The organism is Acinetobacter sp. BHS4 (genome assembly GCF_018454425.1).
GTDB lineage: Bacteria > Pseudomonadota > Gammaproteobacteria > Pseudomonadales > Moraxellaceae > Acinetobacter > Acinetobacter pittii.
Genome location: NZ_CP075323.1, coordinates 522,215 through 542,763, shown reverse-complemented (window position 1 = coordinate 542,763; position 20,549 = coordinate 522,215). Strand labels below are relative to the sequence as shown.

23 protein-coding genes are annotated in these 20,549 nt (G+C 39.6%); 13 read left to right on the top strand and 10 right to left on the bottom strand.

Annotation, left to right across the window (positions count from 1 at the left end; genetic code table 11):
• The first annotated feature begins 28 nt into the window (after window positions 1–28).
• From KIP84_RS02675 to KIP84_RS02665, 3 genes are all read left to right on the top strand, one after another.
• Window positions 29–400: a hypothetical protein gene (locus tag KIP84_RS02675; RefSeq protein WP_005299915.1), complete on the top strand. Its 372-nt coding sequence runs from the start codon at window positions 29–31 to the stop codon at window positions 398–400.
• Window positions 401–410: 10 nt separating this feature from the next.
• Window positions 411–1,085 carry an LrgB family protein gene (locus tag KIP84_RS02670; protein ID WP_005804924.1) on the top strand — a complete coding sequence of 225 codons (675 nt, stop codon included), beginning with the start codon at window positions 411–413 and terminating at the stop codon, window positions 1,083–1,085.
• A gap of 82 nt (window positions 1,086–1,167) precedes the next feature.
• Window positions 1,168–1,611: a DUF2147 domain-containing protein gene (locus KIP84_RS02665; RefSeq protein ID WP_213689277.1), complete on the top strand. Its 444-nt coding sequence runs from the start codon at window positions 1,168–1,170 to the stop codon at window positions 1,609–1,611.
• 90 nt (window positions 1,612–1,701) lie between these two features.
• On the opposite strand, the gene KIP84_RS02660 is transcribed toward KIP84_RS02665, so the two are convergent.
• The 3 genes from KIP84_RS02660 to pdxA are packed head-to-tail and all read right to left on the bottom strand — an operon-like array spanning window position 1,702 to window position 4,364.
• Window positions 1,702–2,544: a symmetrical bis(5'-nucleosyl)-tetraphosphatase gene (locus tag KIP84_RS02660; RefSeq protein ID WP_213689276.1), complete on the bottom strand. Its 843-nt coding sequence runs from the start codon at window positions 2,542–2,544 to the stop codon at window positions 1,702–1,704.
• On the bottom strand, window positions 2,545–3,357 hold the full coding sequence (gene rsmA / locus KIP84_RS02655) for a 16S rRNA (adenine(1518)-N(6)/adenine(1519)-N(6))-dimethyltransferase RsmA (protein ID WP_005065242.1): 813 nt from the start codon (window positions 3,355–3,357) through the stop codon (window positions 2,545–2,547).
• A 23-nt stretch (window positions 3,358–3,380) separates the two neighbouring features.
• On the bottom strand, window positions 3,381–4,364 hold the full coding sequence (gene pdxA / locus KIP84_RS02650) for a 4-hydroxythreonine-4-phosphate dehydrogenase PdxA (RefSeq protein WP_079381136.1): 984 nt from the start codon (window positions 4,362–4,364) through the stop codon (window positions 3,381–3,383).
• A gap of 173 nt (window positions 4,365–4,537) precedes the next feature.
• Between pdxA and rplM the strand changes: the two genes are divergently transcribed.
• From rplM to KIP84_RS02605, 9 genes are all read left to right on the top strand, one after another.
• Window positions 4,538–4,966, top strand: coding sequence for a 50S ribosomal protein L13 (gene rplM / locus KIP84_RS02645; RefSeq protein ID WP_002117832.1), 429 nt, complete (start codon window positions 4,538–4,540; stop codon window positions 4,964–4,966).
• 12 nt (window positions 4,967–4,978) lie between these two features.
• Complete coding sequence (gene rpsI / locus KIP84_RS02640; RefSeq protein ID WP_002048725.1) at window positions 4,979–5,365, top strand: 30S ribosomal protein S9; 387 nt, start codon at window positions 4,979–4,981, stop codon at window positions 5,363–5,365.
• A gap of 174 nt (window positions 5,366–5,539) precedes the next feature.
• A complete protein-coding gene (locus tag KIP84_RS02635; protein WP_005065247.1) occupies window positions 5,540–6,193 on the top strand; it encodes a glutathione S-transferase N-terminal domain-containing protein in 654 nt (217 codons plus the stop codon).
• Between the two features lie 6 nt (window positions 6,194–6,199).
• Window positions 6,200–6,634, top strand: a complete 435-nt coding sequence (locus KIP84_RS02630) for a ClpXP protease specificity-enhancing factor (RefSeq protein ID WP_213689275.1) — start codon at window positions 6,200–6,202, stop codon at window positions 6,632–6,634.
• Between the two features lie 17 nt (window positions 6,635–6,651).
• Entirely contained in the window at window positions 6,652–7,308 is a 657-nt protein-coding gene (locus tag KIP84_RS02625; protein ID WP_213689274.1) for a hypothetical protein, read from the top strand.
• A 341-nt stretch (window positions 7,309–7,649) separates the two neighbouring features.
• Window positions 7,650–8,009, top strand: a complete 360-nt coding sequence (locus KIP84_RS02620) for a roadblock/LC7 domain-containing protein (protein WP_213689273.1) — start codon at window positions 7,650–7,652, stop codon at window positions 8,007–8,009.
• An 82-nt stretch (window positions 8,010–8,091) separates the two neighbouring features.
• Window positions 8,092–9,057 (top strand): hypothetical protein, encoded by a 966-nt coding sequence (locus KIP84_RS02615; RefSeq protein WP_213689272.1) that lies wholly within the window; start codon window positions 8,092–8,094, stop codon window positions 9,055–9,057.
• 8 nt (window positions 9,058–9,065) lie between these two features.
• Window positions 9,066–9,626: an ATP/GTP-binding protein gene (locus tag KIP84_RS02610; RefSeq protein ID WP_213689271.1), complete on the top strand. Its 561-nt coding sequence runs from the start codon at window positions 9,066–9,068 to the stop codon at window positions 9,624–9,626.
• Window positions 9,619–10,038, top strand: coding sequence for a roadblock/LC7 domain-containing protein (locus KIP84_RS02605; RefSeq protein WP_213689270.1), 420 nt, complete (start codon window positions 9,619–9,621; stop codon window positions 10,036–10,038). Before KIP84_RS02610 ends, KIP84_RS02605 begins: the two co-directional genes overlap by 8 nt.
• A gap of 54 nt (window positions 10,039–10,092) precedes the next feature.
• Here KIP84_RS02605 and KIP84_RS02600 read toward each other — a convergent pair whose 3' ends face one another.
• Genes KIP84_RS02600 through KIP84_RS02575 form a run of 6 tightly spaced genes read right to left on the bottom strand, consistent with a single transcriptional unit; the run spans window position 10,093 to window position 18,434 of the window.
• Window positions 10,093–12,033 (bottom strand): acetyl/propionyl/methylcrotonyl-CoA carboxylase subunit alpha, encoded by a 1,941-nt coding sequence (locus tag KIP84_RS02600; RefSeq protein ID WP_213689269.1) that lies wholly within the window; start codon window positions 12,031–12,033, stop codon window positions 10,093–10,095.
• Window positions 12,034–12,051: 18 nt separating this feature from the next.
• Window positions 12,052–12,888 (bottom strand): enoyl-CoA hydratase-related protein, encoded by an 837-nt coding sequence (locus KIP84_RS02595; RefSeq protein ID WP_213689268.1) that lies wholly within the window; start codon window positions 12,886–12,888, stop codon window positions 12,052–12,054.
• A 16-nt stretch (window positions 12,889–12,904) separates the two neighbouring features.
• On the bottom strand, window positions 12,905–14,062 hold the full coding sequence (locus KIP84_RS02590; RefSeq protein WP_213689267.1) for an acyl-CoA dehydrogenase family protein: 1,158 nt from the start codon (window positions 14,060–14,062) through the stop codon (window positions 12,905–12,907).
• 42 nt (window positions 14,063–14,104) lie between these two features.
• A complete protein-coding gene (locus KIP84_RS02585) occupies window positions 14,105–15,718 on the bottom strand; it encodes an acyl-CoA carboxylase subunit beta (protein WP_213689266.1) in 1,614 nt (537 codons plus the stop codon).
• A 2-nt stretch (window positions 15,719–15,720) separates the two neighbouring features.
• On the bottom strand, window positions 15,721–16,608 hold the full coding sequence (locus KIP84_RS02580; RefSeq protein WP_032006036.1) for an SDR family oxidoreductase: 888 nt from the start codon (window positions 16,606–16,608) through the stop codon (window positions 15,721–15,723).
• Window positions 16,609–16,628: 20 nt separating this feature from the next.
• Window positions 16,629–18,434 (bottom strand): acyclic terpene utilization AtuA family protein, encoded by a 1,806-nt coding sequence (locus tag KIP84_RS02575; RefSeq protein WP_213689265.1) that lies wholly within the window; start codon window positions 18,432–18,434, stop codon window positions 16,629–16,631.
• Window positions 18,435–18,620: 186 nt separating this feature from the next.
• Here KIP84_RS02575 and KIP84_RS02570 point away from each other — a divergent pair, with 186 nt between their 5' ends.
• Window positions 18,621–19,220, top strand: coding sequence for a TetR/AcrR family transcriptional regulator (locus KIP84_RS02570; protein WP_069122268.1), 600 nt, complete (start codon window positions 18,621–18,623; stop codon window positions 19,218–19,220).
• Window positions 19,221–19,251: 31 nt separating this feature from the next.
• Here KIP84_RS02570 and KIP84_RS02565 read toward each other — a convergent pair whose 3' ends face one another.
• The gene (locus KIP84_RS02565) at window positions 19,252–20,415 is read right to left on the bottom strand and encodes an acyl-CoA dehydrogenase family protein (RefSeq protein ID WP_130122076.1); all 1,164 of its coding nucleotides are present in this window, start codon (window positions 20,413–20,415) and stop codon (window positions 19,252–19,254) included.
• Window positions 20,416–20,549: the final 134 nt, after the last annotated feature.

Genomic DNA, 20,549 nt, shown 5'->3' with positions numbered 1-20,549 from the left:
GATAAGTAAACTTTTAGAGATAAAAAATATGGATAAGATCAAAAGTATAGACTGGACAGCATGGGTAGCAACTTTACTACTCATTATTGGTTTTCGTGAAGGCTCTGTCATCGTCATGCGTGCTTTTGGTCATCCAGAATTAGGTAATCTGGTCGGGTTAATCAGCTTACTCACTGTTTTGATTATTTGGAGAAAGTTCAAAAAAATCCCTCTTCGAATAGTTGATACGAATAATAAAATCATGAAAGAAAGTGGTTTTGCCTTTTTACCTGTTTGTGCCGGCTCCTTAATTATGTTGGTGCATATGGGTAAAGAAATTCCACTATTTCTTTTTGTTTTAGTGGTCAGCACCCTTATACCTTTGTGGGTCTATGCAAAAATGGCAAAACGTTGGTTATAAGGAGAATAAAATGTTTACGATTTTCTACGGATTTTTGATCACACTCATTGGTTATCTGTGTGCAAAGCCTTTAAACCGACGTTTCCCGCAAGTTCCACTTTTAGTTTTCGGCATGTTCATTGTAATTGGCTTACTTTCAGTTTTGCATGTGCCATATGAGCAGTATCGTCTTTATGTGAATGACTTATTTGGTCATCTATTAGGTTATGTCACTGTAGCCTTAGCCATTCCCTTAGCTGCAATGCGTTACGATGATCTTCCAATTAAATCGGTCATTGGTATTTTACTTTTTGCAAGTATTAGCGCCGTTGCTCTACCTATGGGGCTGGCTTACTTGTTACATATGTCTGAACCTACAATTCTTGCATTTGCCACCCGTGCAGTAACTACTCCAATTGCTCTGAACATCGCAACTTTATTACATGCTCCTGAAACACTTGTGACCCTTATTGTTATTTTGTCTGGGGTAATTGGCGCTGCATTCTCACCATTCTTACTTAAACATATTCATGATGAGAGAGCATCAGGTTTAGCCTTAGGTTTAGCTGCACATGCCATCGGAACAGCTCAAGCTTGGCAACGCGGACCCGTTGCAGGTCGTTACGCTGCATTTGGTATGGCATTGAATGGTGTATTTACTGCAATTTGGCTACCAACATTAATGTTGTCTTTTGGAACACCATAATTAAGAAGTTGATTAAATAAACATTGAACGGTCTATCAATTCCAAATAAGATGACCTTTCAAAGTTAAAAGGATTTTTAATTATGGGGAAAATTTTTATTGGAGCTCTGCTCTTATTGGGGATTAATACTGCTACATTTGCAGCAGATATTACAGGTCTCTGGCAAACAATTGATGATAAGACAGGTGCTCCCAAAGCACAGGTAGAAATACGAAAAGAAGCGAACGGGACATATGCCGGGAAAATTATCAAAGTAACGCCACGCCCAGGTTATACGCCTAAAGAAATTTGTGATAATTGCCCTGCGCCATATACCAATAAACCGATTTTAGGTCTGGATATCACAACTGGTTTAAAACAGGTAGATGGACTGAACTATACTGGCGGTAAAATTTTAGATCCGAATACTGGTAAAGTTTACGGGCTTAAAGCAAAACTTAGTTCAACTGGCAAACGCTTACATATGCGCGGTTATCTCGGAGTTTCAGCTTTAGGGCGTAATCAAATCTGGATTCGAGTAGAATAAGAGTTCCCAATAAAAAAGCCGCTTATGCGGCTTTTTTACTTTCACACGGGCACAACTCTCGTCTTGCGCTCGTGAAAAGCATGGCTTTTCCTATACTTGTACAGGATTTTCGACAGCAAAGATTTCTTTGTCTTCAAGGCGATAAGCCATTAACTTTCGTCCCCATACACAGCCGCCATCAATATTCTGGATCTGCTCATTAATAGTTCTACCTTCTAGCGCAGCCCAATGACCAAAAATAATCTGATGAGTTTGTGCAGCTTTGCTCGGAAATTTAAACCAAGGTAAATAACCTTCCGGCATCGGTGCATCCAAAGAGTCTTTAAAACTAAACTCTAAAGCCCCTTCAGCATTGGTTAAACGCATGCGAGTCAAATAATTGGTAATACAACGTAAACGCGCAGAACCAGTTAGGTTATCTTCCCATAGATCTGGTTTTGAACCATACATGTCTGCTAAAAAAGCATCCAATACAGACAAATCTTCGTTTGCGAGTACAGCCTCAACCTCTTTTGCTAACGTTACAGTTTTTTGCGCATCCCAAATACAAGGTATGCCAGTATGAGTAAGGATCGTATGCTCGTTTGGCAATAAACATAATGGCTGTTTACGTAACCAATCGATTAACTCATCACCATCAATCGCATCAATAACGTCCTGCGTGCGATCTTTTTCTTTAATCTCTTTTAAACCACGCGCACCCGCAATTAAAGTCAGGTCATGATTTCCAAGTACAGTTGCAGCAGCTCCACGATCAGCAAGCTTTTTAATAAAACGTAATGCCCCTACTGAGTTTTCACCACGTGCCACTAAATCCCCAGCAAACCATAAAAAGTCTTGATCCGGATCAAAACGTATTTCTTTAAGCAATGCTTTTAGAGCTTCAAAACACCCCTGCACATCACCAATAACATAGTTAAAACGCTTAGTCATTTACGCCACCATTTGATCGGCCAAAGCAACAAATTGGGCAAGTGTTAAGGTCTCTGGACGAGCCATCGGATCAACACCAGCTTTTTCAAAGCCATCTTCTGCAATCATACCTTTAAGACTGTTTCTTAAAGTTTTGCGGCGCTGAGTAAATACATGGGCAACCAGTCGAGCTAAAGCTTTTTCATCTTTTGCTGTAATTGGCTTTTGATCATAAGGAACAAGGCGGAAAACCGCACTCGTTACTTTAGGTGGCGGGTTAAATGCACCAGCCGGCACTTCAAATAAAAATGTTGGTTGACAGTAATACTGAATCATCACCGACAAGCGTCCATATTCTTTTGTATTCGGTTCAGCAGTAATACGGTCAACCACCTCTTTTTGCAGCATAAAGTGCATATCTTTAACTTTGCTGCCAAATTCCAAGAGATGAAAAAGTAATGGGGTTGAAATGTTATAAGGTAAGTTACCGACTACACGTAATGGTCGGCCATCTTTTACCAGTTCGCTAAAGTCATATTTTAATGCGTCAGCTTCTATAATCGTCAAACGTTCAGGATGTGGAACACGTTCTGGTAACCCAGCAGCTAAGTCACGATCTAATTCCACTACTGTTAATGCATCACACTCCCCAATTAAAGGAGAGGTTAAGGCAGCTAAACCAGGTCCAATCTCGACAATATTGTCGCCTGTACGCGGACTTACAGAGCGCACAATTTTGGCAATGACTCGTTGATCATGTAAGAAGTTTTGACCAAAACGTTTACGAGCTTTATGCCCTTCATCTTTCGGGTTTAGGGCATTAATTTGATACATAGAACATTTCCAACATGAAAAATTTAGCTCGCTGCTAAAGATAAAGCTAAATCAACAGCGACATTTAAACTTGAGCTTTTTGCCAAACCAGTCCCAGCCAAAGACAACGCAGTGCCATGGTCAACCGAAGTTCGAATGAAAGGCAAACCCAATGTAATATTGATGGCTTCACCAAACCCTTGTGATTTTAACACAGGTAAACCTTGATCATGGTACATGGCAAGTACAGCATCTGCATTTTTAAGATGTTCTGGAGTAAACAAGGTATCTGCTGGCAAGCTTAAACTCATTTTAAACCCTTGCGCTCGATAACTTTCGAGTACTGGATTAATGGTCTCAATCTCTTCACGACCCAAATAACCATCTTCACCTGCATGAGGATTTAAGCCACACACGAGTACACGTGGGTCTGTAATCTTAAATTTAGTTTTTAAGTCATGCAGCAAAATATCAATAACCTGATGCAATCGCTCTTTGGTAATTGCATCTGCTACATCTCTTAAAGGTAAATGTGTAGTCGCTAAAGCGACACGCAAGGTTTTGGTTGCAAGCATCATAACGACACGCTCTACACCTGCAAACTCTTGATAGTATTCAGTGTGACCACTAAACAAAATACCAGCATCATTAATAACCGATTTTTGCACGGGTGCCGTGGCTACTCCCACACTTTTACCAGACATTGCATAATCAGCTGAGCGACGCAGTTGCTCTAATACATAAGCTGCATTAGCTGGGTTTAATTGACCATCAATGACAGCTGCTTCTAAAGGCACATGTTCTATATAGAGTTCATTCAGAGATGATGACTCAGGCTGTCTGGTATATTCTATAAATTGAATATCGATCCCAAGTTTTTGGGCACGTTGCTCTAATAAGTCTCGGTCACCCAAGATAACAACAGGGCGTTCATCAACCCGCTTAGCCAAGCTCAAACAGATATCTGGACCAATACCAGCCGGCTCACCGGAAGTGACATATAATGGCAGCACAATCACTCCAGACACATAACAAGAATTTGTTTGATTTTAACATATCTGACATTCATCAGTTTATGGATTAAATTATATGGCTTAAACTGGATTTTTCTTGTGAGTTTGGACAAACTCGTTTAGAATGCTCGCTCCTTTTGTTTGGACAGATTCCATAGTCCAAACCAACTATAATAGGTAGTGGTTTAATGAAAACTCTCAGCGCTAAGCCAGCTGAAGTTCAACATGACTGGTATGTTGTTGATGCTTCTGGCAAAACTTTAGGTCGCCTTGCGACTGAAATCGCTCGTCGTTTACGCGGTAAGCACAAAACTTCTTATACTCCTCACGTTGACACTGGCGATTACATCGTTGTGATTAATGCTGAACAAGTTCAAGTGACTGGTAAAAAATCACTTGATAAGAAATATTATCGCCATACTGGTTTCCCTGGTGGTATCCGTGAGACTAACTTCGAGAAGTTAATTGCTCACAAACCTGAAGCTGTTCTTGAAAAAGCGGTTAAAGGCATGTTACCAAAAGGTCCTCTTGGTTATGCAATGATCAAAAAAATGAAAGTGTACGCTGGTACTGAGCATCCGCATGCTGCTCAACAGCCACAAGTTTTGGACATCTAAGGGATACAGCACATGGCTACTAATTATGGTACAGGTCGCCGTAAGACCGCAACTGCACGTGTTTTCTTGTCAGCTGGTACAGGTAAACTCGTTATTAACAACCGTACTTTAGAGCAATATTTCGGTCGTGAAACTGCTCGTATGGTTGTTCGTCAACCTTTAGAACTTTTAGAAGTTACTGAAAAGTTTGACCTTTACATCACTGTTAAAGGTGGTGGTATCGGTGGTCAAGCTGGCGCGATCCGTCACGGTATTACTCGTGCGCTTATCGCTGCTGACGAAACTTTAAAACCTGTTCTACGTCAAGCTGGTTTCGTTACTCGTGATGCTCGTGAAGTTGAACGTAAGAAACTTGGTTTACGTAAAGCTCGTAAGCGTCCTCAATTCTCTAAACGTTAATTCGTTTATCGAGTTGGACAAAAAGCCTTGGATTTTTCCAAGGCTTTTTTATTATGAAAATAGAGCCACAAAATGCAAACTTATAAATATAAACAAACTATCTCTTTAGAACCGTGATTTCCTACGGCATTTTTAGTATCCTAATCGATTCACTCAACCACGTCGTCTTGTGATATGTCGGTCGAAAACACCTCTATTCAGGGGATTACCCTTTACAGTCATGCTGATGATTTCCGTTCTCATTGGATTCGTTTCTTATTAGCAGAAAAACAAATCAAATATCAATTAATCATAACTGACCATGAAGACGAAGATTTAGCCAGCTTAAATCCTTACAACCAATTACCGATGTTGGTCGAACAAAATCTTAAATTATTTTCAGCGCCTATCATCGCTGAATATTTAGATGATCGTTATCGTCAAAGTAAGCTTTATGCTGATGCACCTATGATGCGTGCGGAACAGCGTCAGTATATCTGGAGACTTGAAAACGACTGGTTTAAGTTAGCAGATCACATGTTAAAACATGCTGACTCACTAAATGTCGAACAAAAGCAAAAAGCTCAAAAAGAACTACGTGAAACATTAATTTCACTTACTCCCCTATTTCAGCATTTTCCGTATTTCATGTCTGAGAATTTTACAATCTTAGACTGCATGCTTGCCCCTATCTTTTTAAGATTAAATAGCATGGGAATTGATTTACCAAAACAGCACTGTCGACCTATATTTTTGTACTGTAAACGTATCTTTGAACGGCCTTCTTTTGCTAAATCAATGACGCCTCAAGAGAAAAACCGTTACAATGAACTATTAAATATGGAATAGCGTGATATGTCTGAGCAAACTATTGATTTAACCCCTACACGTCCTTATCTTGCTCGTGCAATCTATGAATGGATTTGTGATAACCAGCTTACTCCTTATCTATTAGTTGATGCGACACAACCGTATACCGACGTTCCGCAACAATTTGTTAAAGATGGGCAAATTGTTCTAAATATTGTGCCCCATGCAGTTCATCAATTGCTTATTACCAATGAAGCTATTACATTTTCAGCTCGCTTTGGTGGAGCATCAAAAGACATTTATGTCCCTATTCAAGCTATTCTAGGGATTTACGCACGTGAGAATGGACAAGGTTTATTCTTTGATCCTGAAGAATATGCCAATGTAACACCTGTAGAAAATACAGTAGAGTCAGAAGTACAAGAAGCAACTGAAACAACATCGACTAAGAAAAAACCATCGTTAAGAATTTTAGATTAAATTTAGAGGAAGAAAGCATGGCATTTGATTTAGTCCAATACTTTGCTGAGCAGATAAAAATTCAAAAGCCTCAGCTTTTAAATCAATATCCAGTTAATGAAAAAAATAAACTGATTGATGAGGTGAATATTCTTACGCTTGGAAAACTGATTAGTTTATGGCGTCAGAATGATAATAAGATTTATCAAGAAATCAAAACCTCAGATCCACTTTATATTCAAGAAGTTGCTCGTCATTTAACGACTTCTAAACATAATCAGTCGACTTTAAAAAATTCAGAACTAGAACAGAGTATTTCTGAAATTTTAACTTTGCAGTTAGCAGAACTTAATCAGCTCGATGAAACAGGTGGTTTTGGACATAATGGCTTAAAAGAATTAATTTTAGGTCAGATTGAACACTTATCAGGTCAAGCTGAAGATTGGGTTTGGTCAACAAACCACCTAAATGAATTAATTGGTTCTAAACCTGTGGAACAAGAAGAGCTATCATTGGATACTACAATGAAGGAGTTCAATCAAATGGTTCACCAAGCCCAACCTCATCATGATGACGTGCATATTGAAGAACAAGCAGCCGAAATTTCTGTACCTACATGGTCAAAGATTGTTGCCCCTATAGTTGCTTTAGCAATTTTAGGTTATCTCTACTGTATTTATACACAGCTCGTTTAATTTCATTATAAATATTTAAAAAGAGGAACTGATAGTTCCTCTTTTTTCTATTTAAATAAACATAATTTATTAACAAATATTATTTTAACATTCTATTACAATTATTAAATTTAAAATAAAAAATATATAATGTAAACACGAGCACAGTATTAAAAGTATAATGCATAAATAATCTTGTAATATTTTTTGTAATATGACATTTTTGGTCACTTATTTCCTTAAACAACAATTTCAATCTTCTCCTTCTTGATTGACTTCAAATTGAGCAGAAATATAATGATTTTTAACTACTTTTAAATAAAAAGTAGTAAATATAATTTTAGAATCCTGAGAGATAAAAAATGGCTAAACTTTCTTTAGATAGCTTAACGGAAATTGATGGTTTTATTGCATCTGCACTTGTTGATTCTGAAAGTGGATTATCACTTGCAACTCAAGGCGGTGGGGAAATTGATTTAGAACTAGCAGCAGCTGGAAACACCGAAGTCATTCGAGCAAAGCGAAATATCTCTAATGCTTTGAAATTAAATGATAATATTGAAGACATTCTAATTACATTAGGTAAGGCTTACCACTTAATTCGTCCTTTGGAAAGTAATAACAATTTATTCCTTTACTTAGTCCTTGACCGTAGTAAGTCAAATTTAGCAATGGCTCGCCATGAGTTAAAGTCATTTGAAAAAGAGTTAGACTTTAGCTAATTGATTTAATTTATGCTCTTTATAATAATTATAAAGAGCATAGAAAATCACTATATTATTTAATAAAACTTAAAATGATACTATGGATAGTCATTGCATAAATATTGCGGTTTCTGGTTTAAGCTTAAAAGTTTCAGATGAATTAAAAATCTTAATCCGTGATTTAATATCTAATCAATATGGCATTAACTGGGTTAATATTTCTAGCAATCATATTGATTTACTAATCATTAACGAAAACTTTTTTGATTCAGATAATATTCAAAACATTCTTCAAAAGAAAAAATTTCCTTATTTAAAAATTAGTAAAACTCCCTCAAAAAATGGATATCAAGTTGATGAACACACCCTGCATCTGCCATTAGAAAAAGTAGAGTCTGTACTTAACTGGATAGAAATAAACTTATTACCGTATTTGAACAAAAAAAATACTACTGTAGTTTCAGATTTATCAAATGAGCTACTGTTGATTGATGATAAGTTTATAAGGAATTTACACAGTCCAGAAAATGCCAGGCTACATATTTTTGATGATAAAGGTACTCTAGCCATTATTGATAATAGAACTCAAATTGCTTGGTTAGAGCCATCACGCCAACATACGCAAACCAATCAAAGCTTTGATTTTACTTTTGCTAATACTTCAGACTTCACTAAGGTTTCGCGTAAAAAAGATTATTATTTACAGGACTGGTTATGGAATCTGATTTGGAATTCAAACAATTTTGAAAATCTAGCCTCGAAGGATAGCTATTTTAAAATTGATCATTGGCCACAACCCTATCAAAAAGAATATAGAAAAGTGAGCCTACAACTCTCTGCATGCTTTATACAGGGAGCAAAAATTACTGATGTGGCTAACCAGCTTAACTTATCAATTGATGATGTCTTACGTTTCGTTACAGCTTGCTTAATGGCAAATAATGGAAAATTTGTTTCTGCAAATAAATGCACTTACACACCAAATTCGTACTTAAAAAATTCAAATACAGAGAATCATTTTTTTAAAAATTTTATAAGGAAAATTAGACGGCGATTTGGTCTTTAAGGTAAGTTATGATTATACAGCAATATAAAATTATCTTTGCAGGTAGTATGGGGGCAGGAAAAACTGAAGCGATTAAATCGCTATCTGAAATTCCAATTCTAGAAACAGAAGCATTTAATACAGATGTTCAAAGCCATAAGAAAACCCAGACTACTGTAGGCATTGATTATGGCGAAATTACTTTAGATGATGGAATTAAAATCGGACTCTATGGAACCCCAGGACAAAGCCGTTTTGATTTTATATGGTCGGTCATTTGTGAAGGTGCAATCGGTGTTATTTTATTATTAGATCATAATAGCTCTAATCCAATTGCCGAGCTAGAAAGCTACTTAGAAACTTTTAAAAATTATAACGATAATATTGCGATTGGTATTACTCATGTTGACGAAAATAAAGAGTCATCACTTCAACAATATCGTCATTGGATAAAGGCAAATGCACTACCATACCCTCTTTTTTTTATTGATGCACGTGATCAAGAACAAATTTTAATGATGGTTGAATCATTAATTGCATCAATTGAAGTCAAGGTAGGCTCAACATCTCAAGGGAATGATCATGCTTAGTATCCCAACTCAAAAACGAACCGCTCCAACACAGTTACTACAACTTGCAAAAGCCGAAGCTCATAATATTTTGATGAATACGCGTGGTGTAGATTTTGTCATGATTTGCTCTTCTGATGGTTTTGAATTAGCAACAGTGAGCCATAAGAACCACCATAACACTACTAAGTTAGCAGCCGTAAGTAGCTCAATTTTGGCAATGGTCACTGCATTTTTAAAAGAGATTCAACTCACTGGTTGTAACAACATTACTTTAGATGCAGATAATGGCAAAGCTATTCTGACCGCTATTCCTGCTGTTCATCACCCGATGGTTATGGTTACGCTAAGCAATAAAGAGGTTCTTTTAGGACAACTATTATATAGTCTAAAAAAAGCAAGTCAGTTAATTGCAGAGGCCGATGGAGAATAACTCAGAACTCCTCATTTAAAATAAAATACCGCTCATATAGAGCGGTATTTTTTACTAGATTTGAATAGTAAATAACATTTGCCGTTTTTTTACTTGCTGCCCTTGCTGACCTAAAACATCATCAACTACACCATCCACATCCGATTTAATCTGCTGTTGGATTTTCATAGCTTCAAGAACTAATAAAGTCTGACCTTTCACGACTTGGTCACCTTTATTAACCAATATATTCACTATCGCACCATCCATTGGCGCACGAATTTTGCCATCACCAGCGACATCAGCTATCTCTGGGGTGGCATAAGTTACGTTGCGAATTGCGACATTGCCATTATCTCGATCTAAATAAAGCTGATCATCATTTAATACATATTGCACACGGCGACGTACACCATCAATTAAATAAACTAATTGCTCTGGCGTTCTCTCAAGCACTTCAATACAAACTGATTGATCACAGAGCTCTACTGTAAACGTATTATTTACAGATGAAAGTTGCAATTGAATTTGCTGTTCATTACATTTCAACTTCAAAGGTAACGGCATGCCAAGACCTGTTTGCCATGCCACAGTTCCTTTACTTTGACTAAATAATGCTGCAGCAATGGCTAAGCTTTCTAAAGATAAAACCTGCTTATGTAGACTACTATCATCTTGAAAATGCTGCTGAATAAATGCGGTATTGGTATCACCGGCCACAACAACCGGATGACGCAGTAAATTGACCAAGAACTGCTTATTGCTATTTACACCCAGCAAAACACAGTCATCGACGGCACGCGCCAATAAGCGAATCGCATCCTCACGGGTTTTCCCATATGCAATCACCTTCGCCACCATCGGATCGTAAAATGGACTAACCTCATCAGTTGCCAACATCCCATGATCAATCCGTACATTTGGCAAAGTTGCGGGCTTCCAACGTAAGACTTGACCTGTTTGTGGTAAGAAATCTTGGCGCGGGTCTTCTGCATACAAGCGCACTTCGATGGCATGTCCATGTAAGGTCAACTCTTGCTGTTTTAAAGGTAACTGTTCACCATTGGCAACACGCAACTGCCATTCAACCAAGTCTAATCCAGTAATAAGTTCAGTCACAGGATGTTCTACCTGTAAGCGGGTATTCATTTCCAAAAAGTAAAATGCACCCGATGCATCTAGCAAAAATTCAACTGTACCAGCTCCGACGTAAGCACATGCTTTTGCCGCTGCTACGGCTGCCTCACCCATTTTCTGACGAAGTTCAGGCGTCATGACCGGACATGGAGCTTCTTCAACAACCTTCTGATGACGGCGCTGGATTGAACAATCGCGCTCAAACAAATACACATAATTACCATGTGTATCACCAAAAACCTGAATTTCGACATGGCGTGGAGCAATGACTGCTTTTTCTAAAATCAACTCCCCCGAACCAAAAGCATTTTCAGCTTCTGAACGTGCGGTTTGTAATGCCTCAAACAACTCGGATGCTTGCTGTACCAAACGCATGCCACGACCACCACCACCCGCCGAAGCTTTGACCATAATTGGAAAGCCAATCTGCTCAGCTTGAGTTGCTAAATATTCAAGGTCTTGTCGGTCACCTTCATACCCCGGCACACAAGGAACGCCCACCTCAATCATGGCGATTTTTGAAAGGCGTTTACTGCCCATTAACTCAATTGCAGAAGCGGTAGGCCCAATAAACGTAATCTGGTTGTCGATACATGCTTGAGCAAAATCAGTATTTTCTGACAAAAAACCATAACCCGGATGAACTGCATCAGCACCTGTCTTTTTGCATGCATCTATTATCTTGGTAATTGAAAGATATGACTCAGATACTTTTGAAGCACCAATATAGACAGCTTCATCGGCCTCTTGCACATGGCGAGCATGACGGTCTGCATTGGAATAAACTGCGACAGTTTGATAGCCCATTGCCTTAGCAGTTTGCATGACTCGAACTGCAATTTCACCACGATTGGCAATCAGTACTTTTGAAAATTTCATTATTTTTATCCCTATCGCTTATGATTCATCGGCCCAATTCGGCAACCGTTTCTGGATAAAAGCCATCGTACCTTCTTGTCCCTCAGTACCACCAACTGCTTGTGCAAACTGCTGTGCAGCATCATCTAACAAATCACTCAAAGGCTCATTGAGCGTTCGATGTAACAGTGCTTTAGTCACGCGGGAAGCCTCGGGTGCGGCACGTTTAATGTGTTGAATGGTTTCCTGTAAAGCTTGTTCAAGTTCAATTTCATTATGTGCAATTTGATGAACCACACCGACACTCAGTGCTGTATGTCCTTCAAAACGCATGCCGAGTAAAGCAAGTCGGCGTGCCTGAGTCAGGCCAATACGTTTCACCACAAAAGGAGCAATTTGCGCAGGAATTACACCTAGACCTGTTTCAGGTAAACCAAACTGGGTATTGTCACGACTAATGGCAACATCGGAAACACATGCCAGACCAAATCCCCCACCTAACACCGCACCCTCTAAAATGACCACAACAGTCTGTGGTGCAGCTTCAACTTGCTCAAGCATGGCACCAAAACGGCGGTTAAAGTCAGTATAAGGTTGTAGACTGCCGGCAGTAGTCGCTTCAATTCGTAAAGTAGCCATATCTTTAATGTCACCACCTGCACAAAAAGTACCGCCTTCACCACGGATGATCACCGCACGAATCGAAAGGTCATCGCGAATGGCAGCAAAAACTTGCTGAATTGCATTGACCATATTCAGGTTCATGGCATTGCGACTCTCTGGTCGATTTAACCAAAGGTATAAAATACCGCCGTCCTGTTCCAATTGAATACTGTCATCTATATCTAAAACTTGTAGAGATGCTGAAAGTGTCATGGTGTATTCCTTATATTTATTTGTGCTTTTTAGGCAGAATATCCATCAACTTACAGATAATTCCCAACATAATCTCATCTGCCCCGCCCCCAATAGACCCTAGGCGGCCATCACGATACAGCTGCGACGCAGGGTTATCCCACATGAAGCCATTGCCGCCCCAGTATTGCAGACAACTATCAGCAACTTCACGAGTTAAACGTCCAGCTTTGAGCTTTGCCATAGACGCCAACATCGTGACATCCTCGCCCGCAATATGCTGTTCGCATGCTTGATAAGTTAATGCTTTGAGTGCTTCCACTTCGGTCATAAGTTCAGCAAAGCGGAAATGGATATATTGGTTATTAATGAGGGGTTGACCAAAAGTAGTACGCTCTTTGGTGTAATTAATTGTTTGCTGAATACAATGCTGCAAGCCGCCAATCGCATTAGCACATGCCCATAAGCGCTCTTCCTGAAATTGCATCATTTGCATCATAAAACCCATACCTTCAACACCCACCAAGTTACGCTGCGGTACACGTACATTGTCTAAATAAACTTGTGCTGTGGTTGTTGAACGCATCCCTAATTTATTAAGTGGCTCTGAAAAACTAATCCCTTTAGTTTTTGCTGGCACAATAATCATTGACTTATTAACGTGAGGTTTATCATCAGACGTGTTGGCTAAAAGACAAAAGAAGTCGGCCTGCAATGAGTTGGTAATCCACATTTTGCTGCCGTTAATGACATAGTCATCGCCATCTTTTTTTGCAGTTGTTTTAATAGCAGCAACATCCGAACCAGCATGTACTTCTGATACTGCAATGGATGCAACATATTCCCCTGCAATCGCTGGTGTTAAAAACTCATCACGTAATTCTTTACCACCAAAACGTGCCAAAGCAGGTGTTGCCATATCGGTTTGTACACCAATAGCTAAAGGCACCCCGCCACAAGCCGCATAGCCAATTTCTTCTGCAACCACGAGGTTATACGAATAATCTAACGCTAAACCGCCATTTTCTTCTGGCTTGCAGATTCCTAATAAACCAAGATCCCCCATCTTCTTAAATACTTCATGGATTGGGAAACGTCCCGCGGCCTCCCATTCTGGAATATGTGGATTCAGCTCATTTTGAACAAATTGACGAGCTGTACGGCGCAATGCTTCATGTTCATTAGTAAATTTCATTGTGTTATTCCTATTAATTTTTTTAATTGCGGTAAAGGTTGATTAAAAACGGGACACACCAAAACGAGTTGGATTTAGCTCTCGTTGCTGTGCTTCATAAATGGTCTGTAAAAGGAAAATTAATAATTTTCGGGTATCTCGCGGGTCAATAATGCCATCGTCATGTAGCATGGCCGTATTGAAAAGCGCGGTGGATTGCTGTTCTAATTTCATAGTCGTACTTTGCTCAAGAAAATCGAGCATTTGCGGATTAGGCTCCTGACCAGAAGCTTTTTGCTTTCCTTCAGCCACAATGCGTAGCACCTTTCCAGCTTGTGCAGCACCCATTACAGCAACATGCGAATTTGGCCATGCAAAAATAAAGTCTGGCGATAAACTCCGACCACACATTGCGTAGTTACCTGCACCATATGAGCCTGCCACAACAATTGAAATTTTAGGTACAGAACAATTGGCAACCGCTTGAATCAGTTTTGAGCCATGCTTAATAATGCCATTTTGCTCGGCATCGGTTCCCACCATAAAACCTGTTGTGTTATGCAAGAACAATAATGGACGCTTGGTCTGTTCACACAGGTGTATAAATTGAGCTGCCTTCGCCGCCCCTTGAGGTGTAATCGGACCATTATTGGTAATAATACCGATGTGTAATCCGCCAATCTTCGCCCAGCCACACACCGTTAAATCATCATATTCCTGTTTAAATTCTAGAAAATCTGAATCGTCAATAATGCGGGCAACCACTTCTTTCATATCAAATGGTTGTTTAGGATCACTTGGAATCACACCCAATAATTCCTCGGTATCGTAACGAGGTTCTTTATAAGTTACATCAACTGGTTTGATTTGCTCTTTCCAGTTCAGATGTTCAAAAATTTCACGTGCAAGTCGAATACCATCAGCATCATTTTCAGCCAAATATTCTGCTGTTCCAGCGACCTGCGCATGCATTTCTGCCCCGCCCAACTCTTCAGCTGTTGCTACTTCACCAGTGGCAGCCAAGAGTAAAGGGGGACCTGCAAGAAGCATCTCGGTTTGCTTACGTACAGCAATTACATAATCTGAAAGACCGGGCTGATAAGCACCGCCTGCCGTTGCATTACCATGCACCACTGCAAGCTGTGGAATACCTGCCGCAGAAAGACGTGCCTGATTGGCAAATGTCATACCACCATAAGTAAATACTTCAGCAGCATAATTTAAGTTGGCACCTCCACTTTCGGTCAGCGTAATCAGCGGGAGTTTTTGTTCCAAAGCAATTTTTTGCAAGCGCAAGGTTTTCTGTACACCCATGGGTGACATGGTCCCACCTTTAATTGCACTATTACTTGCTGAGACCAGACAACGCACACCACTGACAAAACCAAGGCCAGCAATTACCCCGCCTCCAGCTTCTGAACCATCTTTATCATCATGCATGTTGTAGCCGACCAAGCCACACAGCTCAACAAAAGGTGAATCAGCATCGAGTAACAATCGTACACGCTCATGCGGCAGAATCCTGCCCTTTTTATCGAATTTCGGTTTAGCAGCATACGATTTATCAATGCTTTTTTGCTGAATTGCACGGACTTCACTCAGTTGAGTAAGCAATGCCTCTTTATTCTTTTGATACTGTTCACTACCAACAGCAATTTCGGATTGGAGAATAGTCACTGTTACTCCTCCTCAGCCTCAGTCTTTTTCTGAAAAATTTCAGGAATAAACGCGCGATGGAAACCATTATAAGACTGACTATTTGTCGCATCAGCTAATGGATACATTCGTGTTCCTTGCGATGCAGCGCCATCAATACGCAAAGTTACACCTGACACAAAAGCCGCAGCATCTGACAGTAAATAACAAATCGCCGATGAAACTTCTGATTCAGTTCCCATACGTTTTAACGGAACATTTCCAGCAAGGCTTGGAATAATTACTTTGGCAAAATCACCGCTATAATTATCCATACCGGATGACACAATCCACCCCGGTGCAACCGCATTTACACGAACGCCAGATTTGCCCCACTCAACCGATGCTGTTTTAGTTAAGTTATCAACCCCTGAACGCGCAGCACCAGAATGTCCCATTCCCGGCATACCGCCCCACATATCAGCAGTCATATTTACAATACTGCCACCATGTTTAGCCATCCATTGGTTATAAGCTTCACGCATTAGATAGAAAGTTGCGTGTAAATTATTACGCACGACTGCATCGAAACCATTCGCTGAAATATTCTCTAAAGCTGAGGGGAACTGGCCGCCAGCATTATTTACCAAGCCATCTAGTTTGCCGAATTTCTCAATCACTTCGGCAATCATATTTTTCACTTGTTCTTCTTCACGGTTATCACAAACAATGAAATGAACTAAGCCCCCATCTTCTATAATTTCTTGGCTTACTTTCTCTAATTTTTCAATTTTTCGTCCTGTAATCACTACTTGAGCGCCGAGGGCTGCAAGCTCATGTGCCGTACAACGTCCTATTCCAGAGCCACCACCTGTCACAATAATGACTTTATTGGCGAAAGCATCTGGTCTAAATATTGATTGATAACTCATCTTTGTCCCATCCATTTATTTTATTTTTCTAAAAGATGTGCCGGAACTTTTACAGGCATATCCAATAATTGTTGCGCAAAGGCCTTCCCTTGCGGATCTATGCGTAGGCTTGCAACACCACCACCACCCAAGGCATTTTCCAACATAAAATTTAGTGCATTCAAACCCGGCAACTCATAACGGATTACTCGCCCTTTCTCAGCATCTAAGACATGTTGCATATAGCTTGCAACAGTCTCTTCAGTCAGTGCTGCACGAATCCATGGCAAATATTCTGCTTTACGTGCAATCACACCGATGTTGCTATGATTGCCTTTATCACCACTACGGGCATGCGCAATTTCAATCAAAGGAACTTCAATTTCATCTCCTTGATAAATTGCATTTTCACCTGCCTTTAAAGTAGGCAATTGCTCTGTAGAAATTCTTTGTGGAACCTCAACTAGATAACGTTTGCCTTCAAAATCAATTTCGACATTGACCTGATCTTTATCGATTAAAAATGAAAATAATTTAATCACTGGAGATGCTTTGGGTCGGCCTCCAACAATTCCTGCCAAGGCTGGAGCCATACCTGTTGAAGCTTGTGCAATTTCAGATGCAAAGAATATACATGCTTCTTTAAACATGTGTTTTACAGCTATTTTGACCACAACTTCACGACTATTTAATGTTTGGGCATGTTTGCCGTAGGTACTTTCAATACCTAAAATTTCAACAGACTTTTCACTAAATGACGGCACTGAGCGCATTGCTAAAACACGTTCGCACTTAGCCAAAATCGCATCGGCAATGACTTGTGCTTTTTGTGGTGCCTCACGTCCTGCAATTAAAAAACTCACTAAAACCCGATATCCATCTGGATAGGTCGCACTGACTTTATACTGGGCAGTCGGTGCTTGTCCTTTTGCCCCTGTCACACGAACTCGGTGCTCCCCAACTTGTTCTAAATGCACCTGATTAAAATCAGCAATTACATCGGGTAGTAAATATGCTTGAGGATTGCCTATTTCATAAACAATTTGCTCTGCAACTGTAGCAGTAGAAACCAGACCACCTGTACCTTGAGGCTTAGTTACAACAAATGAACCATCTTCACTCACTTCAACCACTGGAAAGCCCATGTTGTCGAAACCCTGAACTAAGCGCCAATCGGTAAAGTTACCACCCGTACATTGGGCACCACATTCAATCACATGACCTGCCAACGAACCTTGCGCCAATTTTTCATAATCATCGAGCGACCATTGATATTCATGAAGTAAAGGGGCAAGCACCACAGCAGAGTCAACTACACGGCCAGTAATCACAATATCTGCGCCTAAGTCTAAGGCGTCACGAATAGCAACCGCACCTAAATAGGCATTACTACTCGCCACCTGTTCTGGCAAAGCTTCCCCACTAAACATTTCCTGAATATTCTGTGATTTTAGCTGCTCATGTTTTGGCAAAAGATCATCACCTAACACCACGGCAACTTTCAGGTCTAGACCATATTCTTTAATTATTTTTTGCAAGGCATCACGACACGCCAGTGGATTAACACCACCAGCATTACTAATCACCTTAATCTTTTTCTCTGCAATTTTTTTAAGTAGAGGCGCCATGACACGACTGACAAAATCTAAAGCATAGCCATGTTTCGGCTCTACCATTTTCGCTTTGGCCATAATCGACATGGTGATTTCTGACAAGTAATCAAAAACCAAATAATTAATATCGGTTAGATGTACCAATTGAAAAGCAGCAGTATTGGTATCTCCCCAAAAACCTGAGGCACACCCTATTTTTACGACACGCTCATCATCCTGTTGATTACTTGCCATCTTATTTCTCATTATTTTGTTTAAAAATTACACTCAACATTACCAAGCAAGCGCTTGGTTTGTAAAGAGCAAAATGTTATTGTGAAATTGACTAAAACTGCCAAACTCGACAACTAGCCTAAAACATGGTGAGATTTAGCAAAATTTTTTCCGTAAATATTTTTATATAAAGGATCCAGCTTTCGTATGATTGCGACTTCAATTGAACAGATTCCACATATTTCTTGCTTTGACGATAGCCCTCGTGGTCGTTTATTACAGGGAGCTGCCTATCTATTTCACAAACAAGGTTATGATAAAACCACTGTCCGCGAACTTGCTCAATTTATTGGAATTCAATCAGGTAGCTTATTTCATCACTTCAAGAGTAAAGATGACATCCTCGCTCACGTGATGGAGCAAACTATCATTTACAATCTTGCTCGTTTAGAAGAGGCAGCAGCTCAATCTACCGATCCAGAACACCAATTACGCGCCCTTATTAAAGCAGAACTCATTTCAATTACTGGAGATACTGGTGCAGCCATGGCTGTTTTAGTTTATGAGTGGTTTGCGCTGTCAAAAGAAAAACAAGATTATCTTTTAGAAATGCGTAATGAATATGAACAAATCTGGTTAGATGTCATTGAAAAGTTACGCACTCAAGGCAAGATAAAACATGATGCCTTTATTTGGCGAAGATTAGTTGGTGGTGCGATTTCATGGACTGTCACTTGGTATAAATCTGAAGGTAAAGTCAAAATTGATGAGTTAACTGAAATGGTCTGGGAGATGGCTTTGAAATAAAAAAGGTGGCTCAATGACCACCTTTGCAGAATCAATAACCAAGCTGCTTACTAATCAAATCTTTCATAATTTCTTCAGCACCACCGCCAATCATATTGACCTTTACTTCACGGTAAATACGTTCAGACTTAGTACCTCGCATAAACCCCATACCACCTAATGTTTGCACAGCTACATCAGCACAAAATTGCATAGTGCGAGTCGCAACATTTTTCAGCATCGAGATTTGAGCGACTAACTCAGGCCCTTGTAGTTTTGGCTGAGTCATTTTCCATGCAGTTTCTTCAAGTAATGCCCGTGTTGAGGTTAATTGCGTTGCCATATCTACCAATTTATGACGAACCACTTGATGATCTATTAATCGCTTACCAAAAGTTTTTCGTTGCTGTGCCCAATCTAAAGCTTCTTCATAACAGACTAAAGCATAGCCATACGCCACTACACCCAAAAAAAAACGCTCCATATTAAAATTATTCATAATGACTTTAAAACCAGCATTTTCCTTACCAAGAAGATTTGCTGCAGGTACTCGCACTTGATCAAAATGTAAATGCGCCGTATCAGAAGCCCACCATCCCATTTTCTTTAAAGGTGTTTTAGTAATTCCTTCACTGTGAGCATCAATGAGCAACATTGAAATGCCTTCTGCGCCTGTTTTAGTTGGGTCTGTACGCACGGCAACAGTATAGTAATCAGCACGAATTCCAGATGTGATAAATGTTTTCTCACCCGAGACAACATAATAGTCACCATCACGAACAGCTCTAGTTTGTAATGCGGCCACATCAGAACCACCACCTGGTTCTGTAATCGCCAATGCTGAAATCTTTTCTCCAGAAATAATCCTTGGTAAAACTTTTGACTTTAGTTCTTCACTTCCAAAATGCTGAATCGGTGGTGCTCCAATTGTATGTACCATTAGTGAAATATGTACTCCACCCGAACCAGCTTTTGCCATTTCTACACCAGCCAGTAATGAATAAAATGGATCTGCATCAGGAATACCGCCATATTCCTCAGAAAAACCTAAACCTAATAGACCAATTTCAGCAGCCTTCTTATATAGCTCTCTTGGGAATGTCTCAGCCTCATCCCATTCATTAACGAAAGGAGCTATTTCTTTTTGTACAAATCGACGAACATTATCAGCAAAAGCAATATGTTGTTCATTATAGTAAATTGGGTTTGGTTGCATTTCTACAGATGTCCTGATGTTTTTATTTAATTCCAGAACATATCTTGTCATGTTTGCCATCAATCAAAAGTTGCAAGAATCTCCATTTTCTTGGCATAAAACATCAAAGCCTCTTCTTTTTATTCAAATACAAT